This window comes from Chromobacterium indicum (genome assembly GCF_039708975.1).
In the GTDB taxonomy this organism is placed as follows: domain Bacteria; phylum Pseudomonadota; class Gammaproteobacteria; order Burkholderiales; family Chromobacteriaceae; genus Chromobacterium; species Chromobacterium piscinae.
Window position 1 is genome coordinate 85650 of the sequence record NZ_JAYFSJ010000003.1, and the last position, 21502, is coordinate 107151.

Here is a 21502-nt window from a genome sequence, read left to right on the forward strand (position 1 = left end):
GTTCCGCTATCAGCGGTGGATCGCCCTTCGGGGCATCCATCCTACAAATATCGTCTCCCGTAGGGCGGAATCCCGGTTTAACCGGGAGTTCCGCCGAGTGGCAGAGTCGCAGAGGCCCAGAAATCATGGCAGTATCCGGGGTACGTGGTATTTGCCGCATTCCTATGGGCAGGGCGCGGCAATGAATAGCGCTCTAACCCTGCGCTCAAGCCGACTCGCAACGGCTGGGCACTACAGGCCCGCCATTTCATCCTAGGCCTTCCATGCCCAGCCACCGCTCGCGGCTCAGCTTGAAAGTTAGCACTCACATGAGCGTCATGAGATTTGAAAATTCTGGTTCCCATTTCGAGATGTCTATTGCCATTGAGGACGATCCGGCCACTCAGAACCGCGGCGACGTATACATCACGATTGACGTACTGTCAGGTGGTTTTAGGGGGCACAACGATCTTTGGGTCTTTGATGGAGAGTTCTCTGCCTTTTGCACTGCTCTCATTTCACTAGAGCACTCGCTCAATGGTGAGGCCACACTAGAATCCATGTCGCCCGATGAGCTTAAGCTACGCATCTTTTCCGTGAATAGTCGCGGGCACTTGGCGGTAGAGGGCAGCACGGGATACTGGTCCCAAGACCAAGAGGGCTCTTTTTGGCATTCCGTGTCGTTTGGCTTTTCGTTTGAGCCTCAGCAACTCACAAGAGCGCTCTCGGCACGGTGGATACGGGTTGAGGGCTAACAATTCATTCAAGCCGAACCGGCGCCGCCGGTCGGCTTAACTCAGCCGCTGGGCCACTTAGTTCATCCTCTGACGGACTTATGTACTGTTTAACTTCTTCAAACATCGCACTCCTCCAAGGAACAGACCACGATTTCCATCAACTCAGCCAGATTAAATTAACCGTGGCCTGCCTCCCCTTTCCCTGCCCAAAGTCTGGTTACACAAACTCTGCACACCCTCGCACCGAGGGAAAATGCTAGCGCCGCGCAATATCCGTGAAATAGAACTTGTCCAAGCGATGGCGCGACTCCGTGTATTCAAACAGCCGGCCGTCGTAGAGGTGGGTCAGGTTCTTGACCACGATCACGTGGTCCATGCCGTTCAGGTCCAGGTAGCGGCGGTCGTCGTCGTTGCAGGGCTGCGCCTCGATGATGCGCTGGGCGTAGCTGATGGTCAGCCCCAGCTCCTGCTCGATGTAGCGGTAGATCGAGCCGACGGCGATGTCCTCATTCAGGCCGGGAACCAGTTCGGCGACGAAATGGTTGATGTCCAGAATCACGTTTTCGCCGTCGATATTGCGCACCCGCTTGATCTTGACGATGGCGGCGCCCTCGGCCAGGCCAGTCGCCTGGGCCAGCGACGCGTCGGCCGGCTGCTCCGCCAGCTCGGCCACTTGCGACACCACCTTGCGTCCCATGCGCTCGTTCATTTCCTGGAAGCTGACGATGCCGCTGAGCTGGAATTCGATATTGCCCGGCTTGAGCACGAACACGCCCTTGCCGTGGATTTTCTGCACGTAACCGCGCTCTTGCAGCATGTCCACCGCCTTGCGCACGGTGCCGCGGCTGGCGTCGTAGCTGTGCATCAGCTCGGATTCGGATGGGATGCGCTCGCCCTGGGCGTAGCGCCGGTTGTCGATGTCGGCGACGATGTCGGAATAGATCTGATGGTATTTGTTCACGTTGTTCGTCTTCTTATGCGCGCGGCCCCTCCCGCGGCGAGGCCCTACCTTAGCAAGACGGCGCCGGCGCGGCAAACCGCCCGGCATCCGCGCTTAATCCCAGTAGCCGGGCGCGGCATAGGCGGCGCGCAGATAGTCGATGAAATGCCTCACCCTGGCGGGGAGCAGCCGCCGCTGCGCCACCACCGCGTACACCGGGTAGTCCGGCGACGAAAAATCGTCCAGCACCGTCGTCAGCCGGCCTTCGGACAGGTCGCCCTTCACCTCCCACAAGGAGCGCCAGGCCAGGCCCAGGCCCTGCAGCGCCCAGTCGTGCAGCACCGCGCCGTCGTTGCACTCCAGCGCGCCGGACACCTTCAGGTTCACCGGCTTGCCGTCCACCACGAAGCTCCAGCCGCGGCTCTGGCTTTCGCCCAGCGACAGGCACTGGTGATGCTGCAGATCCTCCAGCGTGCGCGGCGCGCCTTGAGCTGCCAGATAGGCCGGCGACGCCACCACCACCCGATGGTTTTCCGCCAGCCGGATAGCCACCAGGCCGGAATCGGACAGGTCCGAGATGCGAATCGCGCAGTCGATGCGGTCGCGCTGCAGATCCACCAGCCGGTCGGACAGGTCCAGCGTCACCTTCACTTCCGGATGCAGGCGCTGAAAGGCGGCAAGGTGGGGCGCCACGTGGCGGCGGCCGAAACCGGCGGGCGCGGACAAGCGCAGATGGCCGCGGGCCTTGCCGCTGCCGGACGCCGCCGCGGCCTCCGCCTCTGTCAGATCGGCCAGTATCCGCTGGCAGTCTTCATAAAACGCTTCGCCCTCCTGCGTCAGCGCGACGCTGCGGGTGGTCCGCACCAGCAGGCGCACGCCCAGCCGCTCTTCCAGCGCGTCCAGACGCCGCCCCACCATCGCCGGCACCACGCCCAATTGCCGCGCCGCGGCCGACAAGCTGCCCAGGCCCACTACGGCGACAAAGGTCTCCAGCTGCTTCAGCTCGCTCATTAGCTACCTAAAAGTAAAAAATGTTGTGCAATTCATGCCATTTCTTTTTACTTGGATGGCGAATAGACTGTCAAACATTGCATTGCAGCATCATCATGTCATCTTCTCTACACAGGAGCGCGCGCATGGCAGTCACCCTTCCGCAGGGCGTGGAAATCCTCGCCGACATCACCCCGGCCTACGCCGAAATCCTCACCCCCGAGGCGCTGGCCTTCGTCGCCAAGCTGCACCGCCGCTTCGAGCCGACGCGGCGCGAGCGCATCGCCGCCCGCGCCGCGCGCCAGGCCGAGCTGGACGCCGGCAAGCTGCCGGACTTCCTGCCGGAAACAGCCGCCGTGCGCGCCGGCGGCTGGAAGATCGCGCCGCTGCCGCAGGATCTGCTCGACCGCCGCGTGGAGATCACCGGCCCGGTGGAACGCAAGATGATGATCAACGCGCTGAACTCCGGCGCCAAAAGCTTCATGGCCGACTTCGAGGATTCCAACTGCCCAAGCTGGGATAACCAGATCGCCGGTCAGATCAACGTCCGCGACGCCTACCGCAAAACCATTTCCTACGCGAGCCCCGAGGGCAAGCAGTACAAACTGAACGACACCATCGCCACCCTGCTGCTGCGCCCGCGCGGCTGGCACCTGATGGAAAAGCACGTCAAGGTGGACGGCGAGATCGTATCCGGCAGCCTGTTCGACTTCGGCCTGTCGTTCTTCCACAACATCCGCTATCTGCGCGAAAACGGCAGCGCCACCTATTACTACCTGCCGAAGATGGAAAGCCATCTGGAAGCGCGGCTGTGGAACGACGTCTTCGTGTTCGCCCAGAACGAGTTGAGCGTCCCTCAGGGCACGATCAAGGCCACCGTGCTGATCGAGACCATTCTGGCCGCCTTCGAGATGGACGAAATCCTCTACGAGCTGCGCGACCACTCCGCCGGCCTCAACGCCGGCCGCTGGGACTATATCTTCAGCTGCATCAAGAAGTTCAAGCAGAACCGCGACTTCTGCCTGGCCAACCGCGCGCTGATCACGATGACCGTGCCCTTCATGCGCGCCTACGCGCTGCTGCTGCTGAAAACCTGCCACCACCGCGACGCGCCGGCCATCGGCGGCATGGCGGCGCTGATTCCGATCAAGAACGACGCGGCAGCCAACGAGAAGGCGCTGGCCGGCGTCAAGGCGGACAAGGACCGCGACGCCACCGACGGCTACGACGGCGGCTGGGTGGCCCACCCGGGCCTGGTGCCGATCGCCGACGCCGCCTTCACCGCCGCGCTGGGAGACAGGCCGAACCAGATCGCCAAGCAGCGCCCGGACGTGCAGGTTTCCGCCGCCGACCTGTTGAACTTCCAGCCGGAAGCGCCGATCACCGAAGCCGGCTTGTCGATGAACATCAACGTCGGCATCCAGTATCTGGGTTCCTGGATTTCCGGCAATGGCTGCGTGCCCATCCACAATCTGATGGAAGACGCCGCCACCGCCGAAATCTCGCGCTCGCAGATCTGGCAGTGGATACGCTCGCCCAAGGGCGTGCTGGACGACGGCCGTAAGGTGACGGTTGAGCTGTTCCGCGAGCTGCAGGCCCGCGAAGTGGCCAAGCTGCAAGCCGAATACGGCGCCCGCTGGACCCGCCAGTACGAAGACGCGGCCAAGATGTTCGACCTCTTGACCACCTCTGACGACTTCGTCGAATTCCTGACGCTGCCGGGTTACGAGTACATCGCCTGATCGGCGTCTCTGCCATCCGAGCGGCCCCTATCGGGGCCGTTTGGCATTTTTTCCCACGCCTGCGGCGTCCGCCGGCACGGAACCCGCGCTTGCCAAGCCGATCGAAGCGGAGTCTACTTCCCTCACATTCAGCCCAGGAGCCGAAATGAGAAAAAACCGAATCAAGCCCATGCTGTTGTGTTTCATGCTGGCCGGCGCGGCCCCGCTGGCTGCCGCCGCCGACGGCGTGCAGCTCAATCTGTCGGCCAGCGCCCAGCGCGACGTGGCCAACGACCAGATCAGCGCCACCCTGTATGTGCAACAAAGCAACAACCAGGCCGCGGTGCTGGCCGATAGGCTGAACAAGGCCACCGCCAACGGCATGGCCATCGGCCGCGGCTACAAGGACGTGCAGCTGTCCAGCGGCAGCTACAGCACCTGGCCCAGCTACGACAAGAACGGCAAGATCACCGGCTGGCAAGGCCGTTCCGAGATCCAGCTGAAGAGCAAGGACTTCGCCCAGGCCGCCGAGCTGATCTCCAAGCTGCAGCAAACCATGCTGCTGGAAGGCGTGCAATTCGGCGTGTCCGACGAGTCCCGCCGCAAGGCCGAGCAAAGCATGATTCCCGAGGCCATCGCCAATCTGAAGAATCAGGCGGAAGTGGCCGCGCGCGCGCTGGGCAAGAACACGGTCAACATCCAGCAGCTGGACATCGGCCAGCAAAACCACGGCTTCCGGCCGCCTGTCATGATGATGAAGGCGGCGATGGCCGGGACCGAGGCCAGCGTCAGCCAGCCCGACCTGCAGCCGGGCCAGACCCAGCTGCAACTGCAAGTCAGCGGCAAGGTTGAACTCAAGTAAGGCTTTCAGCCCCCGCCCGCTTGCGCTAAAGTAAGCACTGCGCTCGCCGGCCCCGTCTCGGGGCCGGCGTCATCTTCCGATCCCTCGCCATCGCTCCTAACATGAAACTGATCGCCTCTTTGACCAGCCCCTATGCCCGCAAGGTGCGCATCGTGCTGGCTGAAAAGAAAATCGACTGCCCGCTGGAGGAAGACGTGCCCTGGAACGCGGACACCCGCGTCGCCGAGTACAACCCGCTGGGCAAGGTGCCGGTGCTTGAGCTGGACGACGGCTCCACCTTGTACGACTCCCGCGTGATCGTCGAATACCTGGAAAACAGCTCGCCGGTATCGCGCCTGCTGCCGCAGGACAACCGCCAGCTGATCGGCGCCCGCCGCTGGGAAGCGCTGGCCGACGGCATCATCGACGCGATGGTGGCCATCGTGCTGGAGCGCCGCCGCCCGCCGGAGAAGCAGATGGAGGAAGTGGTGGAACGCCAGCGCGGCAAGATCCTGCGCGGCCTGGCCACGCTGTCGGAGGATCTGGGCGAAAAGCCATGGTGCACCAGCCACGGCTATAGCTTGGCCGACATCGCCGTCGGCTGCTGCCTGGGCTACCTGGATTTCCGCGCGCCGGAAATCGACTGGCGCGCCGCCCATCCCAATCTGGACGCGCTGCTGCAGCGCCTGCATACCCGCCAGTCCTTCCAGGACACCGAGCCGCCGGCAGCCTGAGCCTCGCCTTCGAATAAAAAACGCCACCGCTCGCGGTGGCGTTTCGCATTGTCGGCCGCTCAGATCAAGCCGGCGGCGATGTTGATCATCAAGGCCAGCACGGTGGCGTTGAAGAAAAAGGCCAGCACGCAGTGCACGGTGCCAGTGCGGCGCTGGCTGCCGTCGGTGAAGCTGACGTCGGCGGTCTGGCCCGAGGTGCCGATGATGAAGGCGAAATACAGGAAATCCTCATAATCCGGCTGCCGGGTGCCGGGAAACTCCAGCCCGCCCGGCAAGCCATGCGCCTCCCTGGCGTAAAAGCCGCGCGCGTAATGCAGCGCGAACATAACATGGGTAAACGCCCACGAGGACAGCAGCGTCAGCACCGCCAGCGCGATATGGGCTGCGCGCGGCCAGCCATGCATGTCCTTCACCACGGCCAGCTCCATCACGATGGCCGACAGGCTGGCCGCCGCCGCCAGGCACACCAGCAGCAGCACCAGCCATTGCCCCTCGTCCTCCACCCTGGCCCAGTGCCGTATCGGCTTGCGCCCGCTCCCGAACATCATCCAGCCGACCAGCGCCAGGTACAGCCAGGCGCCCGCGTTCCAGCCGATGATGTAGCGCGTGACGTCGTGCATCGCCACCACATGCGGCAAGGCCGCGATCGCCAGCAAGCCGAACAGCGCCGACCAGGCCAGCCTGGGCCGCGCCAGCACCATGCGCGCCAGAATGAAACGGCGAAGCAAGCTCGTCATCAATGAATATCCTCCCGTGTCGAATGCGCGCAACACGCGCCCCCCAGACTATTGGGCGGGCATCGCCGCAGATTAAATTCACATTGCATAAAATATTTCTCTTTTCGATTCAGTTACAGCAGAATTCAGATTACAAGCACAAGAACCATTGGAGAGATCATGAGCTCGGCACTCGCCGCCCACCACCCTCACACCCAGCCCCACCTCGAACCGCAGCTGGAGCAGATCTGCCAACGCCTGGCGCTGCACGACTTCTGCCTGCTGCCGGCGGAGCAAAGCCGTTCCCTACTGCAACGCTTCCCAGGCGCATTGGCTGACTGGGCGGCCTTTCAGGACAGTTGGAATCATCTGCAGCAGGACAAGTTCATGGCGGACGGCGGGCGCTACCGCAAGCGGCTGCACGCGACGCTCAGCGCCGAACCGTCCGCGCGCCAGGCGCGCGCCGAAGCCCACCGCCCGCATTATCAGAGCAAACTGTACAACCCGCTCAATGGCGGCGTGCCGCGCCATTTCGAGCCGATACGCAACGAAATCCTGCACGGCGCCACCATGCAGGCCGCGCTGAGCCTGGGTTGCGCCATCTTCGGCCAATTATCGCCGTACACGCCGTGGCACATCGAAGCGCACCAATTCCGCATCGAAACGCGGAACCGCCAGCCCGGCTGGCCCACGCCGGAAGGCGTCCACCGCGACGGCGTGCACTTCCTGATGATGATGATGGTCAAGCGCCACAATCTGGTGAGCGGCGCCACCGAGCTGTTCAATCTGGAAAAGCAGCCGCTCGCCTCGTTCACGCTGACCGATCCGCTGGACATCGCGCTGGTCAACGACGAGCGCGTGCTGCACGGCGTCACTCCGGTCAGCCAGCTGGATCCGTCCCGCGACGGCAACCGCGACGTGCTGCTGATCAGCTTCCGCCGCCGCTGACCCTCTCCGGCCATCCAGTTCCCGCCGGAGGCCAGGCGCGCCGGCGCGGCATCGGGACATGCGCCGGCCACGCCAAATGGTAATCTTCTTGGCCTATGCTGATGTAAACAATGGCGACGACAAGCCGGATGGAGTGGACCGTGATGAGAAGCATGCTGGCGCTGATGGCGGCCTGCTGGTTCGGCTGCGCGCCGGCCGCGGAGCTCCACGCCTATACCGAAGACGTTCCGCCGCTGAACTACCTGGACAATGGCAACGTGAAGGGTTACTCCACCGAGGTGCTGCAGCTGGTGGCGCGCGAGGCGGGGCTGAACCTGACGATAGAGGTGCTGCCCTGGCTGCGCGCCTACGCCAAGGCCAGGGATACGGCGGGCGGCCTGCTCTACACCGTGGTGCGCACGCCGGAGCGCGAGGCCCAGTTCCAGTGGGTGGGCCCCATCGGCTCGCGCCGCATCTATATGTACCGCCTGGACAAACGCGGCGACATCCGCGTCGACGCCGCCAGCGATCTGACCCGCTACCGCAACGGCGTGCTGGCGGGCTCGGCCTCCGCCAACCAGCTGCAAGCGCTGGGACTGCAGAGCGGCCAGAACCTGGACCTGGGCCAGAGCGACGCCGTCAATCTGAAAAAACTGCTATTGAAGCGAGTGGACCTGGTGGCCATGCTGGATTGGGCGATGGCCTGGCAGATGCGCCAGCAGCGGCTGCCGGAAAAGAACGTCTCCCCCGTGTGGCTGCTGGACGGCAAGCTGCAATACTGGTTCGCGCTGAATCCGCAGACGCCGCCGGAACAGACGGCCCGGCTGCAGGCCGCGCTGGAGCGGGTGCGCGCCGATGGACGGCTGCAAGCCATCCGCCGCCGCTATCGCGACGACTGAGCTTCCAAAGCAAAACGCCCCGGCGGCCATCCGCTCGGGGCGTTGCTATCACGCAGCAGGACTTACTCGGCGCCCAGCGCCTTCAACAGCGCATCTGGCGACTCCGCCCCCGCCATCGCCTCCCGCAGGCGGTTGAACGCCTCGGCGGCTTTTTCAGGATGCTTGGCGAACGGCACCAGACCGTCATGGTTCCAGCCGGCGGCGGCCAGCGCCTGCTTGCGGAAATTCATGCCATCGTTCCCGCCTCCTCCCATCGCGACCAGCGCCTGCTCGATCAGCGTATGCGGCAGCGGCGTGCGGCTGAGGGTAACGAAATGCTTGCTTTGGATCTCATCGAAATGCATGGAAACCTTCCCCGGGGCATAGAGTTGTTTTATTAGTATTAGTCTCAACTCTGCCGATTTGCAGGCTGGAAATCGCAAAGCCGGCGCAAACGGCCGGCTTTCGGATCTCCGCCTCGCCTGCGAATCAGGAGGCGCGGGCCTTCAGCAACGTGTAAAGCTCGTCCTTCAGCTTCAGTTTTTCCTTCTTCAGCGTTTCGATCTCTTCATGCGTCGCCGACAGGATGCGCTCTTCCATGTTCTTGATCTGCTGATCCAGCTGATTATGCTTGTCGAACAGGCGGGCGAAATGCGTGTCCTCGGTTTTCAGGCGGGTGATCAGTTCGCGGTATTCGGGAAACATCGGCCATCTCCTTCGCGGTGGGTGGGGCCGGCGCCGCCGGCCATGACTTCATGCTAACGCCCGTGCGCCCGGCTTCATTTGATCTGTCTCAGCCATTGCCGCATCGCTAAATCTGCGCTCCTTGTCATCCTTCCGGCATTTGCCGCGTTAAACCCGACAGCAAGCATGGTTAAAATCAGGACAAGCCCGACATGCCCGATACCCGTCTCCCGACACCGCCTCTCCCCCCCACGCTGGCCGCGCTGCGGCAGCGGCTGGACTACACGCTGGAACTGCTGGGCATGCGCGGCAAGGGCTTGGCGCTGCTCGCCGGCATCGTCGCCATTCTTTGGCTGGCGTCCGGCGTCTACCGCGTGGAACCAGACGAACAGGGCGTGGTGCAACGCTTCGGCCGTTGGACCGACACCACCTCCGCCGGCCTGCACTACCATCTGCCCTGGCCGATGGAAACCATCCAGCTGCCCAAGGTCACCCAGATCAAGCAGCTGAAACTGGCCAATCTGTATGAAAGCGGCCCGCCCGACGCCGCCGACCCGCGCGAAAAACAGATGCTGACCGGCGACGAGAACATCGTCGAGGCCGACTGCGCGGTGTTCTGGCGCATCAAGGACGCCGGCCAGTTCCTGTTCCGCGCCAACAAGCCGGAAGAGGCGCTGCGCATCACCGCCGAAGGCGCGCTGCGCGAAGTGATCTCACGCACGCCCATCCAGGCGGCGATGTCCAACCGCCGCCAGCAGGTGGCCGAAGAGGCCCGCGGCCTGATCCAGCAGCGGCTGGACGCGCAGCAGGCCGGCATCCTGATCACCCAGGTGCAGCTGCAGCGCGTCGATCCGCCGGCGGCGGTGATCGACGCCTTCAACGACGTGCAGCGCGCCCGCGCCGACCAGGAGCGCGCCCGCAACGAGGCCCAGGCCTACAGCAACGACATCCTGCCCAAGGCGCGCGGCGAGGCCGAACGCATCCGCCAGGAGGCCGAGGCCTACCGCAGCCAGGTGGTCAATCTGGCGCAGGGCGAGGCCAAGCGCTTCGATTCGGTGTACCAGACCTACGCCCAGGCCAAGGATGTCACCGCCTGGCGGCTGTACCTGGAAAGCATGGACGACATGCTGAAGAAGGCGAGCAAGGTGGTGATAGACGGCTCAGGCAAGAGCGGCGCCGGCGTATTGCCGCTATTGCAGCTGCAGGACAAACCCAAGGCCGGCAAGGAGAACCGTTGATGGACAAGCAGTGGCGCGGAATCGGCTGGGCCGCGGGCCTGGCTGTCGTCTGGTTGGCGCTGTCGGCGCAATACACGCTGAACGAGGGGCAGAAGGCGCTGGTGGTGCGGCTGGGCGCGCCGGTCAACGTGGACGGCGAGCCGGGGCTGAAATTCAAACTGCCGCTGGTGGACAGCGTGCAGTACTACGACACCCGGCTGCAGATGCTGGCGCCGCCGCCGGAGCAGGTGATTCTGGGTGACGAGAAGCGGCTGGAGGTGGAAACCTACACCCGCTACCGCATCGCCGACACGCTGCGCTTTTATCAGGCGCTGCGCACCGAGGAACAGGCCCGCGCCCAGCTGACGCAACTGGTCAGCACCTCGCTGCGGCGCGAGCTGGGCAAGGCGCCGTTGACCGACCTGCTGTCGCCGGGCCGCCGCGCCATCGTCGCCCGCATCCAGCAGGAGGTGGCGGAACGCGCCCGCCCGCTGGGGCTGGAAGTGACCGAGGTGCAGCTGCACCGCGCCGACCTGCCGCTGGAGACCAGCCAGGCCATCTACGACCGGATGAAGTCGGCCCGCCAGCAGGAGGCCAAGGAATTGCGCGCGCAAGGCGCGGAATGGGCGCAGCAGATCCAGGCCAAGGCCGAGCGCGACCGCACCGTGATCCTGTCCGAGGCGCAGCGGCAAAGCGCCATCATCCACGGCGAGGCCGACGCCGACGCCGGCCGCACCCTGGCCCAGGCCTTCAGCAAGGACCCGAAGTTCTACAAGTTCTACCGCTCGCTGCAGACCTACCGCCAGTCGCTGGCCGACTCCGCGCCGACCCTGGTGCTGTCGCCCGACTCCGCGCTGCTGCATGACCTGAAAACCGGCCCCGCGGGCGGCAAGCCATGAACGGGGCAGACATGCCGCTGCAAGCCTCCACGCTGCGCCGGCTGCGCCATCTGCTGGCCGCGCTCGGCCCCGGCCTGGTGGTGATGCTGGCCGACACCGAAACCGGCAGCGTGATCGCCGCCGCCCAGAGCGGCGCGCACTGGGGCTACCGCATGCTGCCGCTGCTGTTCGTGCTCATCCCCTTCCTGTACCTGGCGCAGGAGCTGACGATACGGCTGGCGCTGGGCACCGGGCTGAGCTATGGCGAGCTGGTGCGCCGGCGCTGGGGCCGCCGCGCCGAGCTGGCCTCCGCCGCCGTGCTGCTGCTGAGCTGCCTGGGCGCGCTGGCGACCCAGCTGGCGGGTCTGGCCGGCATTGGCCAGCTGTTCGGCATTCCCGCCTGGCAGACGATAACCCTGCTGTGCTCGCTGGTTCTGATCATGGTCTGCACCGGCAGCTACCGCTCGGTGGAGCGCATCGCCATCTGCCTCGGCGTATTCGAACTGGCCTTCCTGGCCGAAGCCTGGCTGGCCCACCCCGATCCGGGCCAGATGGCGGCGCAGCTGTCCAGCCTGCCGCTGGACAACCACGACTTCCTGCTGCTGGCCGCAGCCAACATCGGCACCTGCGTGATGCCGTGGACGCTCAGCTACCAGCAATCGGCGATGCTGGACAAGGGGCTGACGCTGGACGACCTGAAGCCGGCGCGGATGGACACGATGCTGGGCGCCGTGCTGTGCCAGATCATCACCGCCGGCATCCTGATCGCCGCCGCCGCGGCCTTCGGCGACGGCGCGGGCGGACAAAGCCTGGACAGCATTCCCGACATCGCCGGCGGCTTCACCCGCCTGCTCGGCCCCACCGGCGGCCGCCTGCTGTTCGCGCTGGCGCTGGGCGGCGGCGCGCTGGTGGCCGCCATCGTGGTCTGCCTGACCAGCGCCTGGACGCTGGGCGAGCTGGCCGGACGCCGCGATTCGCTGGAAAAACATCCGCTGGACGCGCCCTGGTTCTACGGCGGTTTCGCCGCGATGCTGGCCGGCGCCGGCGCGCTGGTGGCCTCCGGTGTCAACCTGATCAAGCTGTCCATCGTCACCTCGGTGGCCAACGCGCTGCTGCTGCCCGTGATGCTCGCCGGGCTGTACTGGCTGGCCTGCCGCGAGCTGCCCGCGCCGCTGGCGCCCAGCCGCCGCTACCGGATGGCGCTGGCGCCGCTGTTGCTGCTGCTCGCCGGCTTCAGCCTCTACGCCGGCATCGTCGGCAGCCTGGGCTGAGGCCCGCTCCTCAAGGAATACGGTATGGAACCCGACAGCCTCGCCCACTCGCTGAGCCTGACCTTCCAGGTCTCCTTCCTGGACCTGATCCTCAGCGGCGACAACGCGCTGGTGATCGCGCTGGCCTGCCGCTCGCTGCCGGAAGCATTGCGCCGCCGCGCCGTGCTGTGGGGCACCGGCTTCGCCATCGTCCTGCGCCTGCTGCTGGCGGCCGCCGCCGGCGCGCTGCTGCGGGTGCCGATGCTGAAGCTGATCGGCGCCGCCATCCTGCTGGCCATCGCCATCCAGCTGCTGCTGGGCGGCGATGAAGACGGCGGCGGCGAAGCGCTGGCTGAACGCGCCGGCCACAGCCAGCAACTGTGGAACGCGGTGATGCTGGTGGTGGGGGCCGATCTGGCGCTGAGCCTGGACAATGTGGTGGCGCTGGCCGCCGCCGCCCAGGGCAGCGTGATGTTCCTGCTGCTGGGCCTGGCGCTCAGCGTGCCCTTGCTGATGTACGGCAGCCTGCTGCTCTCCAAGCTGATGGACGACTACCCGCTGCTGATCCCGGCCGGCGCCGCCGTGCTGGGCTGGCTGGCCGGCGGCCTGGCCGCCAGCGACGCGCTGTGGGGCGACTGGGTGGCCAGCCAGGCGCCGGCCCTGCTGGTCGTGGCGCCGCTTATGGGCGCGGGTTTCGTGCTGCTGCAAAGCCGCATCGTCCGCGAACAGCGGGCCAAGCTGCCCGCCGCGCCGCCTCCCCTGCCGCTGTTCGCTCCCCTGGCCCGCAAGCTGGCCAGCCTGGGCGATGCCGGCGCACGCGCCGCTCCGGCTTCGGCACCTGTCGAGACGCTGGCCGCCCGCACCTTTGCCGCGTCCGCAGAAACCGCCATCGCGGCTGAAACGCTTTCGCCCCCGATCCCTGGTCCGGCCGAGCCGCTACAAAACGGCGAACGGAACGACGCCCGCCTCAGCCTCGCGCTCAAGCTGCTGGTCGGCCTCGCCGCGGCGCTAGGCGCGCTGGTGCTGCTGTGGCTGGCCTGGCATCTGCTCAGCCAGGGCCTGCTGCCCGCGCCTCACCATCGCGCGCCATCTCCCCATCCCTGATATCTGGTATGTATCTGGTATGCAACAGTTTCAGGACAGACTCACTGACCTGATGACCAGCCGGCCTTGAAACCAAGGCCGGCGCCAACACGCCCGGCCTCCCCCCCTTTCCTATCCCCGGCAGCGCCTCAAGGCTTGCAAAATCTCGCCCCGCAAGCCTTTATTCATCCCAATTAAAGACAATGTCATTTAGTGCTTTTTCTCTAACAATCAAGATTGATTAATAAAGCCAATTCAATCTGAAAGTTATTAATTACAAGATTGACCTGTAAAAAAGTACAGAGTCATTTTTCATCCTAGTCGCTACATTCCAATTTGCAATACCACTTCAATACAACTCACAACGCTTGTTTCGCACCCAATCACAATAGGGAGATACCGAGTGAGCAAGACCCTGATGCTTGTGAAAAGCGGCCTGGCGGCCGGCGCCATAGGCAGCGTCGCGCTGGTGGCCGGCACCGTGCCGTCCGGCGCCCCGTTCCCCGCGGCGCATTCCTCCTATCTGCTCAAGACCGCAGACAGCAGCTGCGCCGACCCTGCCTGGAACGCCACCGCCGTCTACACCGGCGGCCAGCGCGTCAGCTACCAGAACCAGACCTGGCAGGCCAAGTGGTGGACCCAGGGCAATACGCCGTCAGCCGGCGACGCCAGCCCCTGGCAGCTGATCGGCCAATGCGGCGGCGGCAACCCGCCGCCGGTAGATCCGCCGCTGGTGCAGGTGCCCGCGCCCACCGGCAACGCGCTGTGCCGGCCCGAGGCGCTGGCGCAAACCCAGGGCGTGGACGTCCCCTACTGCGCGGTTTACAAGCAGGGCGGCGCGGAACAGCTGGCCAACGGCAGCCGCCGCCGCATCATCGGCTACTTCACCAGCTGGCGCACCGGCAAGGACGGCAGCCCGTCCTACCTGGCCAGCGACATCCCCTGGAACAAGCTCACCCACATCAACTACGCCTTCGCCCACGTGGATGGCGACAACAAGCTGTCGGTCAACGACGCCGCGCCGGGCAATCCGGCCACCGACATGACCTGGCCGGGCGTGGCCGGCGCCGAGATGGACGCCAGCCTGCCGTACAAGGGCCACTTCAACCTGCTGACCCAGTACAAGCGCAAATACCCGGGCGTGAAAACGCTGATCTCGGTGGGCGGCTGGGCCGAAACCGGCGGCTACTTCGACGCCAGCGGCAAGCGCGTGGCCAGCGGCGGCTTCTACAGCATGACCGTCAACGCCGACGGCACCGTCAACCAGGCCGGCATCAACGCCTTCTCCGACTCCGCCGTCGCCTTCCTGCGCAAGTACGGCTTCGACGGCGTCGACATCGACTTCGAATACCCGACCTCGATGAACAACGCCGGCAACCCGCTGGACTGGAGTTTCTCCAATGCCCGGCTGGGCTCGCTGACCAAGGGCTATGTGGCGCTGCTGCAGACGCTGCGCGACCGGCTGGACCGCGCCGCCGCCCAGGACGGCCGTTACTATCAAATCACCGCCGCGGTGCCGGCTTCCGGCTACCTGCTGCGCGGCATGGAGACCTTCCAGGGCCTGAAGTATCTCGACTTCGTCAACGTGATGTCCTACGACCTGCACGGCGCGTGGAACCGCTTCGTCGGCCCCAACGCCGCGCTGTACGATGACGGCAAGGATGCCGAACTGGCGTTCTGGAACGTGTACAGCACGCCGCAGTACGGCAATATCGGCTACCTGAACACCGACTGGGCCTACCACTACTACCGCGGCAGCCTGCCAGCCTCGCGCGTCAATATGGGCGTGCCCTACTACACCCGCGGCTGGAAGAACGTCACCGGCGGCAGCAACGGCCTGTGGGGCAGCTCGGTGGGCAGCAACTGCCCGACCGGCCTGACAGAATGCGGCGACGGCGCGGTGGGCATCGACAACATCTGGCACGACCTGGACGACAGCGGCAAAGAGATCCCGGGCGGCTCCAACCCGATGTGGCACGCCAAGAACCTGGAGAAAGGCCTGGCCGGCAGCTACCTCGCCTCCTACGGCATCGACCCGACGCTGCCGATCAACCAGCTCACCGGCAGCTATCAGCGCAGCTACAACAGCGCGTTGGCCGCGCCGTGGCTGTGGAACGCCGGCAAGAAGGTGTTCCTGTCGACCGAGGACGAGCAGTCGATCGCGCAGAAGGCCGCCTGGATAGACGCCAACAATGTCGGCGGCGTGATGTTCTGGGAACTGGCCGGCGACTATGACTGGAAAGCCCAGCGCTACAACGGCCAGGGCGAGTACTTCATCGGCACCACGCTGACCTCGCTGCTGTACAACACCTTCAGCCAGCCGGCCAAGGTCAGCGCCCGCCGCGCCGACGCCGCGCCGGCGCCGACCGCGGCGATAGACGTGGGCTTCAGCCTGGGCGGCTTCAAGCTGGGCGATCAGAACTATCCGATCAACCCCAAGCTGACCATCGTCAACCGCTCGCAAACCGCGCTGCCCGGCGGCACCGAGTTCCAGTTCGACGTGCCGACCTCGGCGCCGGCCACTATCGCCGACCAATCCGGCTTCGGGCTCAAGGTGATCAGCGCCGGCCACAGCGGCAGCAACGTCGGCGGCTTGAAGGGCGACTTCAACCGCGTATCGGTGAAGCTGCCCAGCTGGCAGAGCCTGGGCGCCGGACAAAGCGTGACGCTGGACGTGGTGTATTACCTGCCGATCTCCGGCCCCAGCCACTACACGGTGGGTCTGAACGGCAAAACCTACGCCATCCGCGACGAAGCGCCCTACCTGCCTTATCTGCGCTGAGCGCTCCCGGCCCGCGCCAGCCGCGGGCCGGGATCAATCCCTTGTTCCTCCGCTTGCGGCCGGCTCATCCCGGCCGTCTTTTTTTCGTCGTCCCATTGCATCACCTCGTTCAGGCGGCTCAAGGCCTCCTGGGGATCGATGCCGAACAAGCGGGGCTGGCGGCCCAGATAGTCCTGCAAAAAACGCGACAGCTCATCGTGCTCCATCTTGAACTCCTCATACTGGATGCCGTATTGTCGCCCTGATAACATGAACAAAAAATTGCTGACTTTTTCCTACAAATTTCCCCTTTATGAGCCATAACCGCCTGTTGCAACAATACAGCCGCCTGCGCCAGGGCTTCTCCGGCCAGGATGGCGAAGCCTCGCTGCAGCAGTTGGCCGACCTGCTGTGCTGCACTCGCCGCCACATGCGCAGCCTGCTGATCCAGATGCAAGGGCTGGGCTGGCTGGAATGGAATGCCCGCGCCGGACGCGGCAGCCGTTCCGGCCTGCGCTTCCTGCGCGGCATCGCCGAGCTTCAACGCCAGCAAGCGGAACAGCTGCTGGAACAAGGGAAAGTGGAACAAGCGGTGGCGCTGCTGGACGATGACCCCAGGCAACTGGCGCCGCTGCTGCTGTCTCGTCTGGGCCACCGCTGGAGCCAGGAGCGCCAGGTGCTGGGCGTGCCCTATTACCGACCGATGCCCAATTTGATGCCCGGCACGCCGCTCAGGCGCTCCGAACGCCATCTGGTGTCCCAGATCTTCAACGGACTGACTCGGCTAAACGAGGAAAAAGGGGAAATAGAAGGCGATCTCGCCCACCACTGGGAACAACATTCGGAGCGCGAGTGGCATTTCCACCTGCGGCCGCGGGTACGCTGGCACGATGGCCGCGAGCTGAGCCTGGACGATATCGCCGCCACCTTGGAGCGCTTGCGCACGCAACCGCTGTTTTCCCACCTGGCGGGCATGCGCCGGCTATCGCCGCGCAGCATCGCCATCCAGCTTTCCGAGCCAGACCCCCGGTTGCCGCGGCTTTTGGCCGACCCAGCCGCGCTGGCCCTGCCGGCCGATCACGGCGACCGCCCCGGCTTCGCCTCGCATCCCGTCGGCACCGGCCCCTACCGGGTAGCGATCAACGATGCGCATCGGCTGTCGCTGCAAGCCTTCGACGACTACTTCGGCCACCGCGCGCTGCTGGACCAGGTGGACATCTGGATGGTGCCCAAGCTGGGAGACCAGCTGCAGCTGGACGTTCAAGGCATTTGCGATCTGACCGTGGAAATCAATCCGCGGCCGGCGCAGGAACAAACCGAAATGTCGCTGGAAACCGGCGTCTATTTCCTGCTGTGCGACGGCCGCTCGCCCCTGATGCGGGACGACGCCGTTCGGCGATGGCTGGCCCAGGCGCTGACGCCGCTGGCCATCATGCAGCAAACGCCGCCCGCCGCCCGCCAGTTCTGGGTGGCGGCGGCAGGCCTGTTGCCTCGCTGGCACCACAGCCGGCCGGAGACGCCCTCGCCGGCGCCGCGCCTCCCGGCGCTGCGGCTGGCCTATTACGAGCAACACCCCGAATACCGGCAGATCGCCGCCGCCATTGCCGAATGCCTGGCGCCGCACGGCATCGCCGTTCAGCACCAGACCTGCAGCTATCAGGATTGGGAATGCGGAGAAAGAGAAGCGGATATGTGGTTGGGCACAGTCAACTTCAGCTGCGACATAGACTACGCGGTGCCGGCCTGGCTGCTGGGCACGCCGCTGCTGCGCCATTGCCTGGAACCGGCGCTGCCGCTGGAGCAATGGCTGCGCGGCTGGCGCCGCGGCGAGGAGCAGGCGCACAGCCTTGCCGCCCAGACAGTGAGGCGGCACTGGATGCTGCCGCTGTTCCACAATTGGCTGCGCTTGAAGGGACCGGGCCAGATCGAAGACTTCCGCCTCAACAGCATGGGCTGGTTCGACTTCAAATCGGTCTGGCTGCGCCCTGGAGAAGCTTAGGCCGCGCAAAAGACGGCCAGCTCAGTTGTACGGCAGCTCGTACACGTGCAGCGTCTGCAGGGCCAGCGGATTGACCGACTCCACCTTGCCGCTGCTGTAATTGACGATCAGCGGATGCTTGGCCGGATCGCAGGTGGTCGCCACGCCGCCCGCCCTGTCGCCTCCCGAGATGTTCACCGAAGTCGGCCCGACGCCGGCCGGCTTGCGGCCCAGGTTGTTCAGTTCCAGCGCATTGGCCAGATCGCCGGACAGAAACAGCGAGCGCACGCCCTGGGGATGGTTGCGCACGCACAAGAAGGACTGGAAATAACGAACCTTGCGGTTGTTGATCAGATAGAAGTCCTTGTCATAGATGGCTTCGTTGACCACGTAGGCCATGTCCTGCACCGCGCCCTCGGCCCCAGCGGCGTTGACGATGAACCGGCTGCCGGACTTCAGGCAGCCCAGGCGCTGGTCCAGCCACATGTCAGCCATTTCCGACGCCGCGCACTTGAGCGGCCCCTGATACGGCCTCACCGCCTCCGCGGCGAATGCCGGCATGCCCAGACAGGCCGCCAACGGCAGCCACGACAGTATTTGCAATATCTTGTGCATTTGCCCACCACCTAAACAGAATACATGCGCCGCCCGGTCCGCAACATTCGCAACGCGTCCCGAGACCCCCATATACCCCGCCCGGCCCACCCTCTTTATGTTCCCCGGAAACAGGCAAGCGCCTCTTCCCATATTCGACTTCGCGCCAACGCCCTCCCCAGGACGTTCGTCATGCCAAAAAACAGCAAACAACCTTTCAGCATATTCCCAAGGCAACTTTATGTCACCAAGAATTTACAAACCAGCCGCTTGGCATTGGCCGGCCGGCCTGGCCTGAAAACAGCCTCGCCAGAGCCTGCGCGGACCGGCGGCAAGATCCCCTCCGGCGCGGCTTGCGCTCCCAGCTTTCGCCATCCCCCAAAGACCGGACCAGGCCGGTCGATGACGGCGCATGGATGCCGGAACGCCTTCTTCCCTCCCGGATCAGACCGCCACGCCCCGGTGCCACTCCGCTCGATCGCGCCGCAAATGATTCAAGCGGATTTCCATCTACCAAAAGCCGCAACGGCAACTTTGCCTATAGTGAAATCCGATGCCCGCATCCGCCGCGTCCGGATTCCGCCGTCCCCCCCAAAGGGAGAAACTCATGTTGTCCAGGCTATCGATCGCCAGCAAGCTGTTATTGCTGCTGCTGCCCTTTTCCCTGGCCTTGGTAGGCCTCGCCGGCATTCTCTCGCTCGACCGCCTGCAAACCCTGAACGAGTTGCAACGCTCGGACCGGCTGATCGCCATCGCCGGCGACTCCAGCCAGTTGATACACGACCTCCAGACCGAGCGCGGCCTCAGCAACGGCTTCCTCAGCGGACAAGCCGCCGCGCCGCCGCCTCCCTTGCAGGCGGCTCGCGCCAATGGCGACAAATCGCTGGCCAGCTTCGCTTCCGCCAGCGGCGAGCTGGGCGACAGCCGGCTGAAAGAGACGCTGGGCGCGCTGAACAGCCAGCTGCAAGGCCTGGCCCAGTTGCGCGCGGACATTGAAAAGCGCGGCATCGCGGCGCCGGATGCCTTCGCCGCCTACTCCAAGGACATCGATGGCTTGATCGGACTTATCGCCCGGCTGGCGCAAGCCAACAACGACGGCGACCTGCTGCGCAGTACCATGGCCCTGCTCAATCTGCAATGCGAGAAGGAATTCGCTGGACGGGAGCGCGGCTACATCAACGGCCTGCTGCAAGGAGGCGTGCTCAACCAGCAAAGCCACGCGCAAGCCGCCAGCCTGATCGCCAAGCAGGACGCCTGCGCCAGCCAGTTCAAGCTGATAGCGGACGATGCCCTCCGCGCCCAGAAGGAAGCGCTGGACGGCGGCGACGAAAGCCTCGCGGTGCAGGCGCTGCGCGCCAAGGTGATGGGCCAGGTCCTGGGCCAACCAGTGGGCGTAGCGCCGGCCGCTTGGTTCCAGGCCACCACTAAGCGCATCGACGCGCTGAAGGGCGGGCAGGACCAGCTGCTGCGGCAAATGGCGCAGATGGTGGCGGTCAAGGTGGCGCGGGCGCGCTCGGACCTGGCGCTGACGCTGGGCGGATCGGCGCTGGTGATCCTGCTGCTGTGCAGCCTGGGTTTCGGCATCTACCGCGGCATCCACGTGCCGGTGCAGCGGCTGGAAGTGCTGATGACGTCGATGAGCCAGGATTTCGATCTGCGCCCGCGGGCGACGATCCAGGGCCACGACGAAATCGCCCGCATGGGGCACGCCTTCGACCACCTGGTGGACGCCTTCGCGCACACGCTGAACGAGGTCAACCGCAACGCCCACACCCTGGTGGACGCCGCCAACAGCATGCTGGACATCGCGGAGCGGGCGGCCAAGGCCTCGGAAACGCAAAGCCAGTCGGCGACCGAAATCGCCGCCGCCGTCGAGCAAATGTCCGCCGGCATAGAATCGGTCACCAACAACACCCAGCAATCGCTGACACTGGCACAGCAGATGCAGCGCAGCGTCCACGACGGCCGCGAACGCATGGGCGACACCACCTCGGCCATGCACCAGACCTCGTCGGTGCTCGGCGACGCCGGCAACCGCATCGAGTCGCTGCAGCGGAAGTCCGAAGACATCCGCTCCATCATCACCGCCATCCGCGAGATCGCCGACCAGACCAATCTGCTGGCGCTGAACGCGGCGATCGAGGCGGCGCGGGCCGGGGAGATGGGCCGCGGCTTCGCGGTGGTGGCCGACGAGGTGCGCAAGCTGGCCGAGCGCACCGGCAAGGAAACGCTGGACATCACCGCGCTGATCGAAGACATCCGCGGCGAGACGCAAACCGCGGCCCATCACATGCAGGAGGCGCAGGACAGGATGGAATCCGGCCTGCAACTGGTCAGCCGCACCGTCGACGATCTGGAGCAGATACACGCCGAAGCCGGCCACGCCGCCGACAAGAGCCAGGACACCGCCACCGCGATGGCCGAACAGACCTCGGCCAGCAACGAAGTCGCCACCAATATCAGCGTGATCGCCTCACTGGCCGAAGACAACGCCTCGCTGGTGCAGGAGGTGGCCAAGCTGTCTGATCGGCTGAACGCGTCGGCCGGAGAACTGGTGCGCCTGGTGGACCGTTTCAAGCATCTCGCGGAATGAC

General features: G+C 65.2%; 20 protein-coding genes. 13 read left to right on the forward strand and 7 right to left on the reverse strand.

Going from position 1 to position 21502, the window contains the following annotated elements:
• Positions 1-317: 317 nt before the first annotated feature.
• Positions 318-734, forward strand: a complete 417-nt coding sequence (locus VA599_RS24130; protein ID WP_429838548.1) for a WapI family immunity protein — start codon at positions 318-320, stop codon at positions 732-734.
• A gap of 238 nt (positions 735-972) precedes the next feature.
• Here the strand turns inward: VA599_RS24130 and treR are convergent, their stop codons facing one another.
• A complete protein-coding gene (treR, locus tag VA599_RS05170) occupies positions 973-1677 on the reverse strand; it encodes a trehalose operon repressor (RefSeq protein ID WP_104947746.1) in 705 nt (234 codons plus the stop codon).
• 93 nt (positions 1678-1770) lie between these two features.
• Entirely contained in the window at positions 1771-2667 is an 897-nt protein-coding gene (locus tag VA599_RS05175) for a LysR family transcriptional regulator (RefSeq protein WP_346787859.1), read from the reverse strand.
• A gap of 125 nt (positions 2668-2792) precedes the next feature.
• Between VA599_RS05175 and aceB the strand changes: the two genes are divergently transcribed.
• The 3 genes from aceB to VA599_RS05190 all read left to right on the forward strand — a co-directional run bounded on the left by aceB (position 2793) and on the right by VA599_RS05190 (position 5942).
• Positions 2793-4388 carry a malate synthase A gene (gene aceB / locus VA599_RS05180; protein WP_346787860.1) on the forward strand — a complete coding sequence of 532 codons (1596 nt, stop codon included), beginning with the start codon at positions 2793-2795 and terminating at the stop codon, positions 4386-4388.
• A 145-nt stretch (positions 4389-4533) separates the two neighbouring features.
• Positions 4534-5229 carry an SIMPL domain-containing protein gene (locus VA599_RS05185; protein ID WP_346787861.1) on the forward strand — a complete coding sequence of 232 codons (696 nt, stop codon included), beginning with the start codon at positions 4534-4536 and terminating at the stop codon, positions 5227-5229.
• Positions 5230-5330: 101 nt separating this feature from the next.
• The gene (locus tag VA599_RS05190) at positions 5331-5942 is read left to right on the forward strand and encodes a glutathione S-transferase (protein ID WP_104947750.1); all 612 of its coding nucleotides are present in this window, start codon (positions 5331-5333) and stop codon (positions 5940-5942) included.
• A gap of 59 nt (positions 5943-6001) precedes the next feature.
• Here VA599_RS05190 and VA599_RS05195 read toward each other — a convergent pair whose 3' ends face one another.
• A complete protein-coding gene (locus tag VA599_RS05195; RefSeq protein WP_346787862.1) occupies positions 6002-6679 on the reverse strand; it encodes a DUF1345 domain-containing protein in 678 nt (225 codons plus the stop codon).
• A gap of 159 nt (positions 6680-6838) precedes the next feature.
• On the opposite strand from VA599_RS05195, the gene VA599_RS05200 reads away from it, so the two are divergent.
• Both VA599_RS05200 and VA599_RS05205 read left to right on the forward strand, forming a co-directional pair.
• Positions 6839-7606, forward strand: coding sequence for a 2OG-Fe dioxygenase family protein (locus tag VA599_RS05200; RefSeq protein ID WP_021476550.1), 768 nt, complete (start codon positions 6839-6841; stop codon positions 7604-7606).
• A gap of 143 nt (positions 7607-7749) precedes the next feature.
• Positions 7750-8484: a substrate-binding periplasmic protein gene (locus VA599_RS05205; RefSeq protein WP_031296199.1), complete on the forward strand. Its 735-nt coding sequence runs from the start codon at positions 7750-7752 to the stop codon at positions 8482-8484.
• 62 nt (positions 8485-8546) lie between these two features.
• On the opposite strand, the gene VA599_RS05210 is transcribed toward VA599_RS05205, so the two are convergent.
• Both VA599_RS05210 and VA599_RS05215 read right to left on the reverse strand, forming a co-directional pair.
• A complete protein-coding gene (locus tag VA599_RS05210; protein WP_346787863.1) occupies positions 8547-8828 on the reverse strand; it encodes a hypothetical protein in 282 nt (93 codons plus the stop codon).
• 124 nt (positions 8829-8952) lie between these two features.
• Positions 8953-9168 (reverse strand): HP1242/YdcH family protein, encoded by a 216-nt coding sequence (locus tag VA599_RS05215; protein ID WP_021476553.1) that lies wholly within the window; start codon positions 9166-9168, stop codon positions 8953-8955.
• Positions 9169-9359: 191 nt separating this feature from the next.
• Between VA599_RS05215 and hflK the strand changes: the two genes are divergently transcribed.
• From hflK to VA599_RS05240, 5 genes are all read left to right on the forward strand, one after another.
• Entirely contained in the window at positions 9360-10385 is a 1026-nt protein-coding gene (hflK, locus tag VA599_RS05220) for an FtsH protease activity modulator HflK (protein WP_346787864.1), read from the forward strand.
• Complete coding sequence (gene hflC, locus VA599_RS05225; protein WP_346787865.1) at positions 10385-11263, forward strand: protease modulator HflC; 879 nt, start codon at positions 10385-10387, stop codon at positions 11261-11263. Before hflK ends, hflC begins: the two co-directional genes overlap by 1 nt.
• Positions 11260-12513 (forward strand): NRAMP family divalent metal transporter, encoded by a 1254-nt coding sequence (locus VA599_RS05230; RefSeq protein WP_346787866.1) that lies wholly within the window; start codon positions 11260-11262, stop codon positions 12511-12513. Before hflC ends, VA599_RS05230 begins: the two co-directional genes overlap by 4 nt.
• A gap of 24 nt (positions 12514-12537) precedes the next feature.
• On the forward strand, positions 12538-13596 hold the full coding sequence (locus VA599_RS05235) for a YjbE family putative metal transport protein (RefSeq protein WP_346787867.1): 1059 nt from the start codon (positions 12538-12540) through the stop codon (positions 13594-13596).
• A gap of 382 nt (positions 13597-13978) precedes the next feature.
• A complete protein-coding gene (locus VA599_RS05240; protein ID WP_346787868.1) occupies positions 13979-16357 on the forward strand; it encodes a glycosyl hydrolase family 18 protein in 2379 nt (792 codons plus the stop codon).
• On the opposite strand, the gene VA599_RS05245 is transcribed toward VA599_RS05240, so the two are convergent.
• Positions 16345-16563, reverse strand: a complete 219-nt coding sequence (locus VA599_RS05245; RefSeq protein ID WP_346787869.1) for a hypothetical protein — start codon at positions 16561-16563, stop codon at positions 16345-16347. The two genes, VA599_RS05240 and VA599_RS05245, sit on opposite strands and share 13 nt — an antisense overlap.
• An 86-nt stretch (positions 16564-16649) precedes the next feature.
• Here VA599_RS05245 and sgrR point away from each other — a divergent pair, with 86 nt between their 5' ends.
• Positions 16650-18335 carry an HTH-type transcriptional regulator SgrR gene (gene sgrR, locus VA599_RS05250; protein ID WP_346787870.1) on the forward strand — a complete coding sequence of 562 codons (1686 nt, stop codon included), beginning with the start codon at positions 16650-16652 and terminating at the stop codon, positions 18333-18335.
• A gap of 21 nt (positions 18336-18356) precedes the next feature.
• On the opposite strand, the gene VA599_RS05255 is transcribed toward sgrR, so the two are convergent.
• Positions 18357-18929, reverse strand: a complete 573-nt coding sequence (locus VA599_RS05255) for a hypothetical protein (protein WP_346787871.1) — start codon at positions 18927-18929, stop codon at positions 18357-18359.
• Between the two features lie 586 nt (positions 18930-19515).
• On the opposite strand from VA599_RS05255, the gene VA599_RS05260 reads away from it, so the two are divergent.
• Positions 19516-21501, forward strand: a complete 1986-nt coding sequence (locus VA599_RS05260) for a methyl-accepting chemotaxis protein (protein ID WP_021476562.1) — start codon at positions 19516-19518, stop codon at positions 21499-21501.
• Position 21502: the final 1 nt, after the last annotated feature.

Coding starts and splice junctions, on each gene's coding strand:
- VA599_RS05210 (WP_346787863.1), bottom strand. CDS start 8,828: ATGCATTTCGATGAGATCCAAAGCAAGCATTTCGTTACCCTCAGCCGC.
- hflC (WP_346787865.1), top strand. CDS start 10,385: ATGGACAAGCAGTGGCGCGGAATCGGCTGGGCCGCGGGCCTGGCTGTC.
- VA599_RS05230 (WP_346787866.1), top strand. CDS start 11,260: ATGAACGGGGCAGACATGCCGCTGCAAGCCTCCACGCTGCGCCGGCTG.
- aceB (WP_346787860.1), top strand. CDS start 2,793: ATGGCAGTCACCCTTCCGCAGGGCGTGGAAATCCTCGCCGACATCACC.
- VA599_RS05200 (WP_021476550.1), top strand. CDS start 6,839: ATGAGCTCGGCACTCGCCGCCCACCACCCTCACACCCAGCCCCACCTC.
- VA599_RS05260 (WP_021476562.1), top strand. CDS start 19,516: ATGTTGTCCAGGCTATCGATCGCCAGCAAGCTGTTATTGCTGCTGCTG.
- VA599_RS05215 (WP_021476553.1), bottom strand. CDS start 9,168: ATGTTTCCCGAATACCGCGAACTGATCACCCGCCTGAAAACCGAGGAC.
- VA599_RS05205 (WP_031296199.1), top strand. CDS start 7,750: ATGAGAAGCATGCTGGCGCTGATGGCGGCCTGCTGGTTCGGCTGCGCG.
- VA599_RS24130 (WP_429838548.1), top strand. CDS start 318: ATGAGATTTGAAAATTCTGGTTCCCATTTCGAGATGTCTATTGCCATT.
- VA599_RS05185 (WP_346787861.1), top strand. CDS start 4,534: ATGAGAAAAAACCGAATCAAGCCCATGCTGTTGTGTTTCATGCTGGCC.
- VA599_RS05175 (WP_346787859.1), bottom strand. CDS start 2,667: ATGAGCGAGCTGAAGCAGCTGGAGACCTTTGTCGCCGTAGTGGGCCTG.
- VA599_RS05245 (WP_346787869.1), bottom strand. CDS start 16,563: ATGGAGCACGATGAGCTGTCGCGTTTTTTGCAGGACTATCTGGGCCGC.
- VA599_RS05255 (WP_346787871.1), bottom strand. CDS start 18,929: ATGCACAAGATATTGCAAATACTGTCGTGGCTGCCGTTGGCGGCCTGT.
- hflK (WP_346787864.1), top strand. CDS start 9,360: ATGCCCGATACCCGTCTCCCGACACCGCCTCTCCCCCCCACGCTGGCC.
- VA599_RS05190 (WP_104947750.1), top strand. CDS start 5,331: ATGAAACTGATCGCCTCTTTGACCAGCCCCTATGCCCGCAAGGTGCGC.
- VA599_RS05235 (WP_346787867.1), top strand. CDS start 12,538: ATGGAACCCGACAGCCTCGCCCACTCGCTGAGCCTGACCTTCCAGGTC.
- sgrR (WP_346787870.1), top strand. CDS start 16,650: ATGAGCCATAACCGCCTGTTGCAACAATACAGCCGCCTGCGCCAGGGC.
- VA599_RS05195 (WP_346787862.1), bottom strand. CDS start 6,679: ATGACGAGCTTGCTTCGCCGTTTCATTCTGGCGCGCATGGTGCTGGCG.